Source organism: Brevibacillus sp. YAE8 (genome assembly GCF_057543335.1).
Map to the genome: position 1 here is coordinate 281,325 of NZ_BAAIYG010000002.1, position 15,330 is coordinate 296,654.

Consider the following 15,330-nt stretch of genomic DNA (forward strand, 5'->3'; position numbering starts at 1 on the left):
CCTATGCGCCGCAATCCTATTCTCTCTACGATAAGCTGGGCGCTGTACGCCATTGCCCTGTTTTTGATCTACCATTTGCTCGTCAAGCCCGCGTTTCTTGACTTGACGTGGATCGCTTTGCTGATTTTCCTGCCGTTGCTCGCTTTTTGCTACTACGTGATTCATCCGTCTGAACGGCGCCAGGTGCTCGTGTTTACGATCGGCTTTTTGCTGCTGGATCGCGCCCTGACCCGCGTGGACGTCAAAACGACAGCGGCTCTTTTGATCGGTGGCGCGGTTGCCATCATCGTCATTGCCCTGCTCGCCAAATGGTACGGCCGCCTGAACTGGCGCGCAGTCGGCTCGCTCGTGCTGATCGCCGTGCTGGCCAATGTCACATTCAACCGCTATACGCTGACGGCTTTGAGCCATTTTACCGTGCAGTACGAGTCCAGCCGGCTGTATAACGGCGACTGGGTGAACTACTTCCCGATGACGCTGTACGACGTCGACGGCGACGGCAAAATGGAGATCGTCACCTACGGCAACGCCGAGGAACTGCCGTTGCCCGAAAAGACAGAAAAGCCGGAGACAGAGGAAGAGAAACAGGCGTTGGCAGAAAAGCTGCGCCATTTGCAAGCGGAGCCGCTCACGCTCTACATCCTGACCTGGAAAGACGGACAAATGGTGCGGATGCCAAACGAGCAAATCCCGGCAGAAGCCATGACGCGAATCAAGGAAATGCTGCCGACCGACTACCCTGGCTTCCCGTATTACACCATGAAGGACGGGCAACTCGTACCGAACGTGCAGCGTCAGTCGTATTCCGAAGCGATGATGCAGGCGGGCACAACGGCTCACCGCGCCTTTGTGCTCGATCTGAACAACATCGCCAACATGCTGGAACAAAATCAGGGCAGCATGGATGTGCGCCAGGAGCTGGGCCGCAACTACAAAAACTTGCACATCACAAACGGCATGCTGACCGGTACGTATGACGGCAGACCATTTGGCGGCACTACAAAAGCCACCAAGCTGCTTTCGACGATGATGCTGCCGGATGGCCGCGAAGGTCTGATTGTCATTGGCGAGCATTTGAGTGTGCTGGCTGTCGAACCGGACGGCACGCTGACAGAAGCGTACCAGTTGACCCGCAAGCAGGCTGAGCTTGCAACAGGCGAGTTCATCCCTGCCGACATCGACCACGACAAAGTAGACGAGCTGCTCGTAGCAGGCCGCCCTTCGTACATTCTGAAGCCAAAGCCAGACGGTACCTGGGACATTCTCTGGGCGAGCAACGCTCACGACAAAAGCTTCCGCTTCTCCAACTTCGCCGCGGTTGGCAGCGACCAGACGCCGGAGATCATCGCCAAGGCGAGAAGCTGGGTCAGCACGACGGACGCGCCTTACTTGTCCGGCTACGACTACACGCCGGAGGGCCTGAAGCAAAACTGGCGCATTTACTTGCCGCTCATCAACGTCCAGATTGGAGACATCGACGGCGACAAGCAAAACGAAATCATCGCCTCCATGGAAAATACGCACCGCATTCTCGTGTTCAAACAGCACAGCATCCCTGTATTCTGGCTGACCATCGTTCTGTTCGCGGGACTGCTCGTTTACGGAGTCGTAAGGAGGGTTCGCCATGCGTAAACTGACAAAGGCATGGGCATTGCTCGCTGCCATCTGCACAGCCTCCCTGCTCGGCGGCTGCACGTATGAGTCCGGCACGAAGGCATTTGCCACCACCAACTTCGATACGCAGCCCGCGCCGCCGACTACGGCCCAAACCGAATCGGCTGCCGAATGGCTGAAAACCGCTCTGGAAAAAGGGAAAACGGCGGAAGAAGCACAGGCATTCTGGTACAGAGGCCACGTGCTTAACCGCATCCTCGCCCGGACGACGACCAGCATGTTCGACGGAGCCGTCCTCAACGACAAAGGGTACAACGTCGGCACGCGCATCGCCGCACAGCCTTATACGTACTATCGCATCGGCGACAAGCGCTACATCCGCACGAATGATTACTGGGTGACAGCGCCGGATGAGCCGCTCGAATTTGACGTGCTGAAAGGCTTCGAGGACTGGCTGCCGTTCATGGACCGGGCAGTGCAATTGCCGGATGAAAAAGTAATCGGCGTTGTCTGCGTGCCTTTCCAGGTGAAGATGACGGGCGCACAATGGCTAAAAGACAGCCAAAGCCCGCTGTTTGAACCGTTGAAAAAGCTGGTCGGCGACCGCCCTGACCTCGAATATATTTTGAAAGAATCGACAATCAAGGCGACGTTTTGGTACGGCAAGGAAGATCGCCTGATCCACCAGTACGAGACATGGATCATCTTGCCGCTGCCGGAGGCCGGAACGATGGACCAGCAGGTGAAGTTCAACCTGTACAAGTACGGCGACACAGGCGGCATCAACATCAAAGAGCCGGAAGAAGTGGAAAAATATTTGCTGTACTAGGGGCTGGCTTCGCTACAGCCGCTGGCAACAAAAAAGAGCCTGCTGCGAGTAAATTCGCGGCAGGCTCTTTTGTTTGCTGCGCTTCGTCAAGGCTTCGCTCTCTTACAGCCCGAGGCCGCCCGCTGCCTTGCCGGCTCTGGCCAGGATCAGGCTGTAGACGAAGGCGGCTGCCGAGCATATCCCCATCGCCCAGTAGAGCGCCGCCCCTCCGCCTTGCTGGAACAGCCAGCCGCCGACGAGCGAGCCAATGATGCCGGAAATGCCGAAAAACAACACGGCCAGCACTGTTTGCCCTGTCGCCTTCCACTCTTCCGGGATGATTTTGTACAAGTACTGAATCGTAGCTGTGTAAAACAGGACGAACGTGACGCCTTGCGTCAATTGCAAGTAAACGACCCACTCCGCCGAAGGGGCGATTGCACAGAGCACATAGCGGATCGCATACAGCGCGGAGGCGAGCATTATCAGCCTGAGTTCGCTCCAGCGGGCGAGCAGTCTGGCACTGATCGCGAAAAACGCGACCTCGCTCACCGCCGCCAAAAACCACGCTTGCCCGACATCCCCCGTCGTGCCGCCCAGGCTCTGCACATAGACGCCGAGGAAGCTGTCGTTCGTCCGGTGCGGAGTCGCCGCAATCAGCACGAGCAGAAAGAAGCGCTGCGTTTGCGGATAGAGGAAAAACTGCTTCAACTCCTGCCAGGACAACGACTTGCTGCTGGCAGGCGCATCCTGCATGACGAGCGCGCATACGTAGGCAAACACGCCGTAGCCGACAAACAGCCAGACGAGCTGCCCCATCCCCAGCCGATCGAGCGTCCAGCCGATGAACAGCGACGCCGTCGCGTAGCCGACTGCGCCAAACGTGCGGATCGAGCCGAAGCTTGTGCCGTGCAGTTCGGCAATCCGGTAGTTGAGGCTCTCGGTCAACGGATCGGTCGGCAGCAGGAAAAAATACATCGCGCCGACCAGCAAAAACAGCGCGAAAAACGAAGCCGAGGTGAACAGCAGGACTCCTGCCGCGATGGACAGACCTAAGGTCAACAGGATGATCCGCCTGATCGTCTTGTAGCGGTCGCTCATCATCCCCCAAAACGGCTGGGACAATATGCCGATAAACGAACCTGCCCCGATCAGTACGCCTATTTGCGCCGGCGTGATGCCGCGATAAGTCAAATAGACGGGCAAAAACGAAATGAAAATGGACAACAGGGAAAAATAAAAGAAATTGTACGCCCGCAAGCTCAGTATGGCAGTATTCACGTTCCACCTCATCTTGTTTTGGCATAGAAAGATAGCCCCGCAGCCTTTTGCAAGGCCCGAGGCTCGGCACGCTGTTCCGTTATCCGCTCACCAGCTCGTTCATCAGGTCGGCAAGCTGTCTCGCCTGCTCGCGGCGCTCGTATGGCTTCACGCGCTCCGCAAAATCTGCCCCGCGCGCCTCGCCGCTGCCCGTCTTCCCGCTCTGCTCCTTCCATTCGCGATACAGTTGCAAGTACGCCTGCTTGATCGCATCCTTATGCTCCGGATCAGCCACCTGGCCCAGACGGAAGTTTTCGATAATCTCTGTCGCTTCCCCTGCTTTGTTCAGCGCGAGAATCGGATTGCCGATCCCCATGTATTCGTACAGCTTGCCCGGAATGTACGCACCCGCGTCAGCGGACACGTCCCCGATGAGCAGCAGGGCATCGGCTGCTTTCATCAAGCCGAGCGCCTCCTTGTGCGGCAGGTTGCCCAATACGCGCACGATGTCAGCAAGCCCCAGCGCTTCCACGCAATCCCGGTTTTCCGAATACCCGGGATAGTCAAACACGCCTGCGAAGCTGAGCAGCAGTTCCTGCCTGTCTACCTGCCCCTCGTCGATCAGCTCGCGGATCGCTTGCAGCAGCAGCCGCGGATTGCGCTTTTGATACAAAATGCCCGCGTAGACCGCATGGAATTTTCCCGGCGCCGCATAGCTTGGCGTCAGCTCCTGAAAGTCGGCCTGGTCGAAGCCGTTGTAAATCAGCTCCATCCGCTTGATTCGCTCCTGATGCTTATTTTGGAAGTTTTTGGCAAAAGTGGCGGTGACGGTCGTAATCGCATCGGCCTTTGCCATCACTCTCGCTTCCATCCGCTCCTCCAGCCGTTCGCGCCAGGCAATGCCAGAGGTGTGCATGTTTTGCGTCCACGGATCGCGGAAATCCGCCACCCATTTGCAGCCGAACTCATCCGCGAGCTTCTCGGCAATCAAGTGGTTGGTAACAGGGCCAGAGGTGGAAAAAATCACGTCGATTTTTTCCTGGCGCATGATTTCCCGTCCGAGCTTGAGCGCATTGGGCAGCCAGAGAATTTGGTCGTCCGGGATCAACAAGTACGGCTTGAGCTTTTTCAAGACGTTCACGACCTGCTTTTTCACCCGCTGCTTCAACGATACACGCGGGGCGTCGTCAGTCGAGCTACCTGCGGCAACGGCAGTGGCTTGTCCTCTCCCCGGCAGCAGTTGCCACTCTTTTGCCCGATGAATGTTCACCTCGCCTGGAAGCTGCGCCAGAAGTGAAGGATCAAGCGTGGCGTGGTAGACTGGATCGACGGTAAGCACGTGGACGTTCCAGCCGAACTCCCCCAAATATTTGGCCATTTTCAACGGCCGTGGAACACCGCCGCCGCCGATGGGAGGAAATATGTAGCATATGATTAACACGTTGTGCGCTTTCATCTTGTAACCGTCCTTCTCGTTTTTACGTTTTCCATCCTAAACGATACCACAAGTGCTGTCTTATTGCGAATCTATCAGCCATCTGCTATAGTGAGAATGGCTTTGTTTACGCATGGAAGGCTCGCAGCCCTTCGCGGCGCTGTGCCAGCTTTTTTCTTTTTAAAAAAACAATCGCTCCTCCATGAACAAGCCTCGACAGAGGTTTTCTTGAATAAGATTCGGGTGAATTTACATGAGCAAACTACGCGTCCTCCACGTGATTGGCGGGGGGGAATTTGGCGGTGCGGAACAACATATTCTCAATCTGGTTACGACTTTTCCTGCGGAGGAAGTAGACGTCGCCGTCGTCTGCTTCTACGATTCGCTCTTTGCCGAGAAGCTGCGGGCTGCTGGCATCAAGGTGATTGCGTTGAACCAGTTCGGCCGATTTGACATTCGTCTGCTGCAAGCTTTGCGGCGCACGTTCCTCGCTTTTGGGCCTGCGATCATCCATACGCACGGGATCAAGGCCAACTTTTTTTCCCGGCTGGCCGCGCTCGGCATGAAGGTGCCTCTCTTGACGACCGTACACAGCTCGCTGCGCTACGATTACGCAGGCGCGTTGGCCTACGCGATCGTCAGCATGATGGAACGGAGCACCCGCCACTGGAATCGGCACTACATCGCCATCAGCGGCGCCATTGCCGACGTCTTGCGCGAGCAGGGCGTGAAAAGTTCCGCGATCAGCGTGATCTACAACGGGATGGATTTGTCTCCTTACCAGCAGGATCAGCTTCGCGAGAGCGACCGCAGCCGTTTTCGCGCGGAGTGGAACGTGCCGCAGGACGCCTTTTTGTTCGGAACCGTAGCGCGATTCGTTCCAGTCAAAGGCTTGCCGATTCTGCTCGACGCCTTTCACGCGCTTGTGCAGGACAAAGCAGCGTCGCCTTATCTCGTGCTGATCGGCGACGGCTCGGAACGTCCGGCGCTGGAAGCGAAGGTGCAGGAGCTGGGCCTTGCGGAGCGCGTCCGCTTTGCCGGGTTTCGGCAGGACATTCCGGCTTGCCTGCATGCCATCGACGGCTTTGTTCACTCCTCCCTGTACGAAGGGCTCGGCTACACGATTATCGAGGCGATGGCCGCCAAAGTGCCTGTCGTCGCAAGCAACGTGGGCGGCGTGAAGGAATTCGTCTTCCACGAGCGCACGGGACTGGTTGTCGAGCCGAACGATTCCGCAGCATTGGCGCGAGCAATGGAACAGCTCTGGACTTCGCCACAACTGCGCGAGACGCTGGCGCAAAACGCCTTGGAAAAGGTCGAAGCCACTTTCACGATTCAGCAGATGACCGCTCAAATTTTGTCTCTGTACCGAAAGCTGTTGTCATAAGCGAAGCACGACTGGCCGTCTGATGGACGCTGCTCGTGCTTTTTGCGCTGCCGCTGGCGGGTAAAAACTGTTTGAACAATCTGGATTCATGGTTGCCTCCGCAGGGACAATCTGGTTACATAGAACTGGAACAATTATGAATCGCACGTGAAAGGATGACACGAAGCATGAAACTTTTTCTCTCGGTAGACATGGAAGGCATCTCCGGCATCGTCGACACCAGCTACATCAATCCTGATTCGGGCGTAAACTACCAGCGCGGCCGCCAGTTCATGACCGATGACGCCAACGCGGTGATCGAAGCGGCGCTTGCCAGCGGCGCGACGGAAATCGTCGTGGCGGACAGCCACAATACGATGAACAACATTTTGTGGGAAAAGCTGCACCCGAAAGCGCGGCTGCTCGCTGGCTCGCCCCGCGATTGCTCGATGATGCAGGGGCTAGATGAGAGCTTCGATGCCGCCATGTTTATCGGCTACCATACCCGCCAAGGAGTTCCTGGCGTGCTCAGCCACACCATGTCCGGCGTCGTCCGCAACATGTACATCAACGGACGGGTCGTAGGCGAATTTGGCTTTAACGCGGCAATCGCGGGCTTGTACAACGTTCCGGTCATCATGGTGTCCGGCGACAACCTCATCGCCGAAGAAGCGCGGGAGCTGATTCCTGGCATCCGTACAGCGATCGTCAAGGAAGCGGTGTCGCGCACAGCCGCTATCTGTCTGTCGCGCGAGGAAGCGACCGCCGCACTGAAGGAGCAGGCGGCGCTTGCGCTTGGCAATGTATCCGCCATCGCTCCGTTTACGAACGACAGTCCGCTTACGCTGGCCATGGAGTTTTCCCATGCCGGCCAAGCCGAAATGGCGGCAATCGTCCCTCACACCCGCTATGAGACGGCGACAAACACCGTTTATTACAGCACGGACGATCCGCAGGACTTGTACAAAACGATGCGGGCGATGCTGAACCTCGCTTCCGAGGCAGAGTTTTTCTAGGACTTTACTCGTGGCAAAAGGAAAAAGGCAAGGCATAGCGCCGTGCCTTTTTCGCGCTCCGTTATGAGCTGCTTTTCTGCCTTCCTTTGCGCAGCATGGGTGCCTCCTGTGCTGTAGGTTCCGCCTCCGCCCGCAACCTGTGTGGCCGATGCGTCCGCGTGGCGCCAGGAATGCAGCCGCCGGACAAAGGGTGTGGGAAAAAAAGGCGATTGCGCCGGAATGCAAAAAAACAGGCCCAGCAAGTGGGCCTGTTTGTCGTTTTTGGCTTTTACAGTTTGCGAACGTTCGTCGCCTGTGGGCCGCGTTGACCGTTTTCCACGTCAAACTCGACCTCTTGCCCTTCATCCAGGGATTTGTAGCCTTCTCCCTGAATCGCGGAGAAGTGGACGAACACATCATCCGCACCATCCCGTTCGATAAAACCGAAACCTTTTTCGCTGTTGAACCATTTTACTCTACCACGTTCCATTTTTGCCTCCTAGCATGTATCCCTTACATGATTGAAATATGATCTTACCTGGTTACTATTGCCATAAACGAAACGAGTTATACATCCAAAAAAGAGAGCGCGGCGAAAACGGCTCTGCCAGCCCTCCTTGCTGCGAAAAAGCACTCCGGTTCAAGACAGTCGAAAAGCTCTCTAACTTGCCTGACTGCGAGACGAAAGAGCCTCCATAAACGCTTTCGCTGGGCGTTTACAGAGGCTCTTTTTTCCGGTTTGGTTGCACCCGTACCCTCGCGCAACTCCCCAGCACGCGGTATTTCGCTGTCGGAGAGCGGTCGGTCGACCACTTGCTGTCATTTGCGCTTGATTAAATGCGCACAACAGTAGCCTTGCTGACCGAGTTGAGCGGAATGCGGTTTTTCGTATCGAACAAAATCGCGGAGTCGGCCATTTGCGCCGCTACTTCATCCCAGTTTACGTCCGCGAACTGTTTTTGCACAGCCGTCAAAATCAAGGCGTCGGCACCGCGAACGGCTGCCTCCAGACTGTCTTGCTTGTGCTCGTACGCAGTCGGTACCGCCGGGTCATACGAGCGCACCTCGACTCTTTTGGCGAGCAACAGCTTGATGATGTCGTGCACAGGGCTGACGCGGTCGTCGTTGGAGAAGTCCTTCATCGCAAGCCCCAGTACAGCTACACGGCTGCCTGCAAGCGTCTTGCCTTTTTGCTGCAACGCTTTTTCCAGCATGCCGATCAGCACTTCCGGCACAGCATCGTTAGTCATGCGCGCCTGCTGCAAGATCGGCAGCGACACGCCCAGCTCGCGAGCTTTTGGCTGCAAGTAATACAGGGCGTTCGGCAGGCAGAAGCCGCCAACGCCAGGACCAGGCGTCAATAGGTTCACGCGCTTGTGCGTGTTGGCAACCTTAATCAGCTCGAACGTGTCGATTCCGAACGCCTCGGAAAAGCGGGCGAACTCTTGAACCATCGCGATATTGACGTCGCGCTGGATGTTTTCGATGACTTTGGCGGTTTCGACCACGCGGATGTCCGAGATCGTAATGTCTGTTTCGCTGATGAAGGAAAGCAGCTCTTTTCCTTTCTCGGCGCTCTGCTCGTTGATGCCGCCAAGCACGAGCGGCATGTGGATGAACTCTTCAAAAGCTCGTCCTTCGGCAATCCGCTCGGAGCAGTACGTCAAATAAAAGTCGACGCCTGCGACGAGGCCGCTCACTTCTTCGAGAATCGGCTTCAGCACTTCTTCCGTGGTCCCTGGAACGACCGTGCTGCGAATCATGATCGTATCGCCCTTTTTCAGCACGCTGCCGAGCGATTGGGCACAGCTTTTCAACGGTCCGAGATCCGGGTCGCCGTTATGCACCGGCAAACCGACGGTCACAATATAATGATCGACTTCCGCAGCCGCTTCCTCGTAGGAAGTGGTAGCGCGGAAACGCTTTGCTTCAATTTGTTCCTTGAGAATCTCCGGCAAGGTTTTCCCCTGATAGGACTCCAAATGGTGGGAATGCGCCGCATTAATTTCATCCACGACGTGAGGCAAGGCGTCAACGCCGACGACGTTTGCTCCCTTCATGGCATAGGTAAGAGCAAGCGGCAAGCCAACAAACCCTAATCCCACTACAGCTACGCGCACAGGCTGAGTCATTGCGTATCTCCTCTTTCACGTTCTCTAAGGTAAGGTCCGTGCAACCGTACAGTCGCGCGGCCAACTTGCAAATTGCTTATGACAGATAGTAAATGCCCGCAGCGATAAAAACCACGCACAATCCTATGAGGACCTTGTACAACGTCTCCAAGGCTGCTCCTCCCCATGATTCATATTGTCGGCTTTGGCCCTGTCCAAAAGGGCATGGGACCGCACCCGTCTGGGAAAAAAAGTGCGGAACTCTCTGCCAAATCCTAATTATACTCTCGATTGAAATATCGTTCAACAAGGGTTTGTTTTCATGCCGAACCGGAAGTGTCCAAAAATACGGTCAGCGGCCCGGTCACATAAACTTGGCAGGCAAGCCGATACCCTTGCTGCACGGCTTCTCCCAGACGGTATTGCTCGGTCTCGGACGGCGGAGGGGCCGAGCCTGCTGGAATATTCATCCTGACCATACAAGTTCGACACTTTCCCGTCGTGCAGAAAAAATCGATCGGAAGCTGCGCGCGCACCAGCGCCATCAGCAAGTTTTCCCCCCGCGCAAGCGAGATGCTGCGCTCCTTGCCGCCTTCCCATACGGTTGCTGCGAACTGCTCCGGACGGTTGCTTCCCATCCCCACACGCTTTCCCTCCCCGCTTCTGATCGAAAAACAGTGCGCCCTACTTGGACAGGCTCGCTCCGATAATATAAGAAAAGCCGATGGACAGGACCATCGCGATGAAGCCGATCGCCCTGTTGTCATTGGCTATTTCCTCATCCACCTTGAACGAGGGGGTCATAAATTCAAAAATAAAGTAAGCGATCAGAAGCAAGCAAAAACCGAATGAACCCCAGATCAAAGCCTGCCCTAAAGAAAGATTCGCCTGAATCGAATAGCGGAAAACATTGGCGATGCCAAAAATTTTTCCGCCCGTTGCCATCGCGACGGCCATGTTCCCACGTTTCAGCTCTGCCCATACACGATAGCGCGTCACCAGCTCGAAAATCGCCAAAAACAAAATCATCGCGAGTCCGGTAACGGTAAAGTAAGCAGCAGTTGCAAAATATGGATTGTGCAGAAGGCCTGCCATGGAATCTCCTCCCGACATCTCTATTTCAGTTCGGCAATGGTCGCGCCAACGCCGCCTTCCCCCTGTCCGCCCAGGCGGAAAGATTTGACGTTGCGGTGGCTTCTTAAATATTCATGCACACCTTTGCGCAAAACGCCCGTACCGTGTCCGTGAATGATGGAAACCGAGTGCAGTCCAGCCAAAAGCGCATCGTCGAGAAACTGGTCCATTTCCCGGATGGCGTCCTCGACGTTGTATCCGCGCAAGTCGAGGTCCATTTTAATGCTGGCCGTTCTGCGCTTGACGGATGTGTACGGCGCGGCTTGCGGCTTTTGCGTAATCGAGTTTTGCACGTTCATGTCTTCGCGTCTGACCTTCATTTTCATAATGCCGATCTGGACGAGAAACTCGTCGTTGTTCACCTTTTCCAGCACGGTTCCTTTTTGGCCGAAGCTGGTGACCATGACTTCATCGCCCACCTTGATCTGGGTGGCGCGAACGGCCTTGGCCGGCTTTTTCACTTTTTCCTTCTCCAGCTCAAGCACGGCATTGCCGAGTCGTTTTTTCGCATCGATCAGCCGGTGCTCCTTGATCTCCACGCCTTCGTCTCTCATCTCGCGCAGCTCGCGAATGATCGTCTCCGCCTCTTCTTTTGCCAATTGAACGGCGATCCGCGCTTCGTCTTCCGCCCGTTCCATCAGCTTGTTTTTCTCCTCGGCAAACCGGGCGCGTTCTTCCTCGAGCTGACGGCGCAATTCCTCCGCTTCTTTTCTCGCCGCCGCTGCCGCCAGTCGGTCAGCCTCGGCGGATTTGCGGTTGCGCTCCAGAGAAGCGATCATGCTCTCCACCTGGTTGTCTTCCTCACTGATGGAGCCGCGGGCCACCTCGATGATCGCCTCGGGCAGTCCGAGACGTCTGGCGATGGCAAAAGCGTTGGAGCGTCCCGGCACGCCGACGAGCAAACGGTACGTCGGGCGCAAGGTTTGCACGTCAAATTCCACGCTGGCGTTGATGACCTCGGGCCTGTCGTACGCATACGCCTTCAGCTCGCTGTAGTGCGTAGTGGCGACCAGTCTGGCTCCAGAGTCAATCACGTGGTCGATGATCGACATGGCGAGCGCCGCCCCTTCTGTCGGGTCCGTACCCGCTCCCAGCTCGTCGAACAGCACGAGGCTTTTCGCGTCCATCTTTTCCAGAATGGAAATGATGTTTTTCATATGGCTGGAAAAGGTGGAAAGGCTTTGCTCGATAGACTGTTCATCCCCAATGTCGGCAAACACGGAAGAAAACACCGTCATCTCGCTCTCTTCTTCTGCCGGAATGTGCAGTCCCGCCATCGCCATCAGCGACAAAAGCCCGATCGTTTTAAGCGAGACGGTTTTCCCGCCCGTGTTCGGACCCGTCACGACGATCGCCTGGTACTCGCCGCCCAGCTCGACGTCGACAGGAACGACGACCTCGCGCGGGATCAGCGGATGGCGCGCTTTTTTCATGTTCAAATAGCCGCGGTCGTTCAGCTTGGGACAGACGGCTTTCATGCTCCAGGCAAGCTGGGCTTTGGCGAACATGAAGTCAAGCTCGGTCAGCGCATCGACATTCTCGACGAGCGCATCCACGGCAAAAGCGACTTGCTCGGTGAGCAGGTACAAAATCCGCTCTACCTCGCGCTCTTCCCGCAGTCGCAGTTCACGCAGCTTGTTGTTCATCGACACGATCACTTCCGGCTCGATGAACAGCGTAGCTCCGGAAGCGGACTGGTCGTGGACAATCCCGCCGAACACGTGGCGGTATTCCTGCTTCACGGGAATGACAAAGCGATCGCCGCGAATCGTGACGATGTTTTCCATCAGCATTTTTTGATAAGAAGAGGAGCGCGTCATCTGGTCCAGCTTTTCCCGGATGCGCGACTCCACCTGCCTGATCTCCTGGCGCACTTGGCGCAGCTCCATGCTGGCGCTGTCCATGACGTCTCCGTTTTCGTCAATACAGCGGCGAATTTCCATTTCCAGCTCGCGCAAGCCTTCGATGCGCTCGGCTTGCTGCTTTATGAGCGGCATTTCGTGGTCCTCGCACATGTCCAGCAAAAACGTCTTCAAACGGCGCCCCGCCATGACCGTGCTGGCGATGTCCAATAGCTCCATCGGCGCGAGCATCGCATTCAGCCTGGCGCGCTGCACAGAACCGCGGATATCGCGAATGCCGCCGAGCGGAGCGCTGCCTTTCAGGCGCAGGACAGTGGCAGCCTCTTCGGTGCCCTGCTGGGCGATTTTCACTTCGTCCAGCCGCACGAAGGGGGTCAGTTCCGCTGCTTTTTCTTTTCCATATGTGCAAGATGCCTTGTCGACTAACAGGGCGATAATTTTATCGTATTCCAAAGTTTTTAATACCCGTTGTTCCACTGTATCCTCCTTATTTCCTCACCGGCGACCGTCGGACTGCGCGGATAAGTACAACGGTCTGAACCTTCAATCACTGCGATTTCCTCATTATATCATGTCAGCCGTTCCAAGGATAATTTTACACGCACCCGCTTTGGCATAGTTCGGCTCGGAAATAGCCAGAATGAAAATGAACCAATCCAAAAGGAGGAGTTTACATGACGATCATGCGTCATCTCGTCCGCTTCGTCGTCGCTTCCGTCGTCCTGATGTTCGTCGGCTTTCTGGTACCCGGGTTTTCTGTAAGCAGCTTCTGGACTGCTTTTCTTGCCGCTGTCGTAATCGCCCTCTTGGGCTGGGTCGTGGAAGCCATGTTCGGAGATCGCATTTCCCCCTACAATCGCGGAATCATCGGCTTCCTCGTCAGCGCTGTCGTGATCTACCTGACACAGTTTATCGTCTCCGGTTTCCATGTGACTGTCATCGGAGCGCTTCTGGCGTCTTTGGTAATCGGGATCATCGACCTGTTCATTCCGATCAAGACCCATATGGACATGCGCAATGGGGATGCCGGAAACCGCCAGGAAACGTAAGACCCGCTTTACGCGAAAAGAGCCAACCCGTCACATGCGGGCTGGCTCTTTTTCAGTTTGATCGGCCTTCTATTGCGGTTGTGCAGACTGGCGATGAATCATCCCAGCCAGGTAGCCTGCGCCAAAGCCATTGTCGATATTGACTACCGCGACTCCGTTAGCACACGAGTTGAGCATGGTCAACAGCGCCGAAACGCCGCCAAAGCTGGCGCCGTAGCCGACGCTCGTAGGCACCGCGATAACCGGCTTGTCGACGAGTCCAGCCAGTACGCTGGCGAGCGCCCCCTCCATGCCGGCCACACAGACGATGACGCTGGCACCCCTGATCTCCTCCAGGCGCTGGAACAGCCGATGGATTCCGGCGACCCCCACATCGACAATCACCTTGACCTCACTGCCAAAGCAGCGCGCCGTCCAGGCCGCTTCCTGCGCCACCTGCCAGTCTGACGTGCCCGCTGCCACGACCGCGACGTAGCCATCACGCTCCGGCACGAGCGGCTCTTTTGTGGACAAAAGCAAGCGCGCCTCTGCTATGTACTGGACGTCTGGCCACCGCTTCCGGACTTTGTCTGCTTGCTGCTCGCTTGCCCTGGTGACCAAAACGAGCTTTTGATGCTCGCGCAGCCGTTCCATAATCCCGACGAGCTGACTGGCGCTTTTGCCCTCTCCGTAGACGACTTCGGGAAATCCCGTCCGCGCTGAACGCGCCAGATCGAGAGTGGCGTAGTCCAGGCGGCTGATCCCGGAAAGCTGCTCCTCGGCCTGCTCCACGCTCAACCGTCCGGAAGCGACTTGCTGCAAAATGCGTTTGACGTCATCCATGCTGTTTTTTCACTTCCGTTCCCAGCACGGCGTTCATGCTGCCCGTCTGATAGCCGAACAAATCGAGCGTCACGTAGGAAAAGCCGATCTCCTGAAGCGTCCTGTTGATCTCGACGTGGTGTGCGAGCAGGCGGCTGAAATCCGCCGGGCTGACCTCAATGCGCGCAATCGTGTCGTGGTGGCGCACCCTGACCTGGTGAAAGCCAAGGCTGAGCAGATAGCCTTCCGCCCGGTCGATCTGGTCGATTTTTTCCAGCGTAATCTCCGAGCCGTAGGGAATCCTGGAGGAAAGACAAGCAAAGGACGGTTTGTTCCACGTAGGCAGCCCCATTTCCTTGGACAGCGCCCTGATCTCGTCTTTGTAAAACCCGGCCTCTTGCAGCGGGCTGCGCACACCGCGCTGGGCGGCAGCCATCCGACCGGGACGGTAGTCGCCGCGATCGTCCATGTTCGCTCCGTCGCAAATGACTGCCTTCCATTTGTTTTCTTCGGCCATCCGGCCCAAATGCTCGTACAGGCCGTCTTTGCAATAAAAGCAGCGGTTCACCGGATTGGACACAAAATTCGGATTTTCCATCTCGCGAATTTCCGTTGTGACAAACCGTGCGCCAAGCTGGGCGGCAAGCCGCTTCGCCGCCTCAAACTCGCGGGTGGGAAACGTTTCCGAAGCGGCAGTCACGGCAATCGCTGCCTCGCCCAGTTCCTCAACCGCCCTCGCCAGCAAAAACGTGCTGTCCACGCCGCCTGAAAACGCCACCAGCACTGTCCCCATTTCGCGCAAGACCGCTCCCAGTTTCTCGTTTTTTTCTGCCAGCGTCCAGTCTTCGCTATCTGTAGTCAGTTGGTTGCCCACTTCCATGAGTTGCCCCTCCTT

Annotated in this window: 14 protein-coding genes; 5 read left to right on the plus strand and 9 right to left on the minus strand. The window is 56.5% G+C overall.

The genetic code is table 11. From position 1 onward, the window contains the following. Positions 1–3: 3 nt before the first annotated feature. Together AC27IT_RS04175 and AC27IT_RS04180 are read left to right on the plus strand one after the other, a co-directional pair. Positions 4–1,632 carry a DMT family transporter gene (locus AC27IT_RS04175; protein WP_005829249.1) on the plus strand — a complete coding sequence of 543 codons (1,629 nt, stop codon included), beginning with the start codon at positions 4–6 and terminating at the stop codon, positions 1,630–1,632. Then, complete coding sequence (locus AC27IT_RS04180) at positions 1,625–2,443, plus strand: hypothetical protein (RefSeq protein ID WP_007776647.1); 819 nt, start codon at positions 1,625–1,627, stop codon at positions 2,441–2,443. The genes AC27IT_RS04175 and AC27IT_RS04180 overlap by 8 nt, the downstream gene beginning before the upstream one ends. A 102-nt stretch (positions 2,444–2,545) precedes the next feature. Here AC27IT_RS04180 and AC27IT_RS04185 read toward each other — a convergent pair whose 3' ends face one another. Both AC27IT_RS04185 and AC27IT_RS04190 read right to left on the minus strand, forming a co-directional pair. Next, a complete protein-coding gene (locus AC27IT_RS04185) occupies positions 2,546–3,703 on the minus strand; it encodes an MFS transporter (RefSeq protein ID WP_487091611.1) in 1,158 nt (385 codons plus the stop codon). A 79-nt stretch (positions 3,704–3,782) separates the two neighbouring features. Next, a complete protein-coding gene (locus AC27IT_RS04190) occupies positions 3,783–5,138 on the minus strand; it encodes a glycosyltransferase family 4 protein (protein WP_487091612.1) in 1,356 nt (451 codons plus the stop codon). A 232-nt stretch (positions 5,139–5,370) separates the two neighbouring features. Here AC27IT_RS04190 and AC27IT_RS04195 point away from each other — a divergent pair, with 232 nt between their 5' ends. Together AC27IT_RS04195 and AC27IT_RS04200 are read left to right on the plus strand one after the other, a co-directional pair. Then, positions 5,371–6,504, plus strand: coding sequence for a glycosyltransferase (locus tag AC27IT_RS04195; protein WP_025844139.1), 1,134 nt, complete (start codon positions 5,371–5,373; stop codon positions 6,502–6,504). Positions 6,505–6,671: 167 nt separating this feature from the next. Further along, positions 6,672–7,499 carry a M55 family metallopeptidase gene (locus tag AC27IT_RS04200; protein WP_005829257.1) on the plus strand — a complete coding sequence of 276 codons (828 nt, stop codon included), beginning with the start codon at positions 6,672–6,674 and terminating at the stop codon, positions 7,497–7,499. Positions 7,500–7,767: 268 nt separating this feature from the next. On the opposite strand, the gene AC27IT_RS04205 is transcribed toward AC27IT_RS04200, so the two are convergent. The 5 genes from AC27IT_RS04205 to AC27IT_RS04225 form a co-directional block, all read right to left on the minus strand. Continuing rightward, a complete protein-coding gene (locus AC27IT_RS04205) occupies positions 7,768–7,968 on the minus strand; it encodes a cold-shock protein (RefSeq protein ID WP_005829259.1) in 201 nt (66 codons plus the stop codon). A gap of 343 nt (positions 7,969–8,311) precedes the next feature. Continuing rightward, positions 8,312–9,610: a nucleotide sugar dehydrogenase gene (locus AC27IT_RS04210; RefSeq protein WP_221843101.1), complete on the minus strand. Its 1,299-nt coding sequence runs from the start codon at positions 9,608–9,610 to the stop codon at positions 8,312–8,314. A gap of 299 nt (positions 9,611–9,909) precedes the next feature. After that, positions 9,910–10,227, minus strand: coding sequence for a 2Fe-2S iron-sulfur cluster-binding protein (locus AC27IT_RS04215; RefSeq protein ID WP_005829262.1), 318 nt, complete (start codon positions 10,225–10,227; stop codon positions 9,910–9,912). A 46-nt stretch (positions 10,228–10,273) separates the two neighbouring features. Beyond that, on the minus strand, positions 10,274–10,684 hold the full coding sequence (locus AC27IT_RS04220; protein WP_005829263.1) for a DUF350 domain-containing protein: 411 nt from the start codon (positions 10,682–10,684) through the stop codon (positions 10,274–10,276). Positions 10,685–10,704: 20 nt separating this feature from the next. Beyond that, complete coding sequence (locus tag AC27IT_RS04225) at positions 10,705–13,062, minus strand: endonuclease MutS2 (protein WP_005829265.1); 2,358 nt, start codon at positions 13,060–13,062, stop codon at positions 10,705–10,707. A gap of 197 nt (positions 13,063–13,259) precedes the next feature. Between AC27IT_RS04225 and AC27IT_RS04230 the strand changes: the two genes are divergently transcribed. Next, positions 13,260–13,634, plus strand: coding sequence for a phage holin family protein (locus AC27IT_RS04230; protein ID WP_005829266.1), 375 nt, complete (start codon positions 13,260–13,262; stop codon positions 13,632–13,634). 69 nt (positions 13,635–13,703) lie between these two features. On the opposite strand, the gene larB is transcribed toward AC27IT_RS04230, so the two are convergent. Both larB and larE read right to left on the minus strand, forming a co-directional pair. After that, positions 13,704–14,456: a nickel pincer cofactor biosynthesis protein LarB gene (gene larB, locus AC27IT_RS04235; RefSeq protein ID WP_005829268.1), complete on the minus strand. Its 753-nt coding sequence runs from the start codon at positions 14,454–14,456 to the stop codon at positions 13,704–13,706. Then, complete coding sequence (gene larE, locus AC27IT_RS04240) at positions 14,449–15,315, minus strand: ATP-dependent sacrificial sulfur transferase LarE (protein WP_122952554.1); 867 nt, start codon at positions 15,313–15,315, stop codon at positions 14,449–14,451. Before larE ends, larB begins: the two co-directional genes overlap by 8 nt. Between the last annotated feature and the right edge of the window lie 15 nt (positions 15,316–15,330).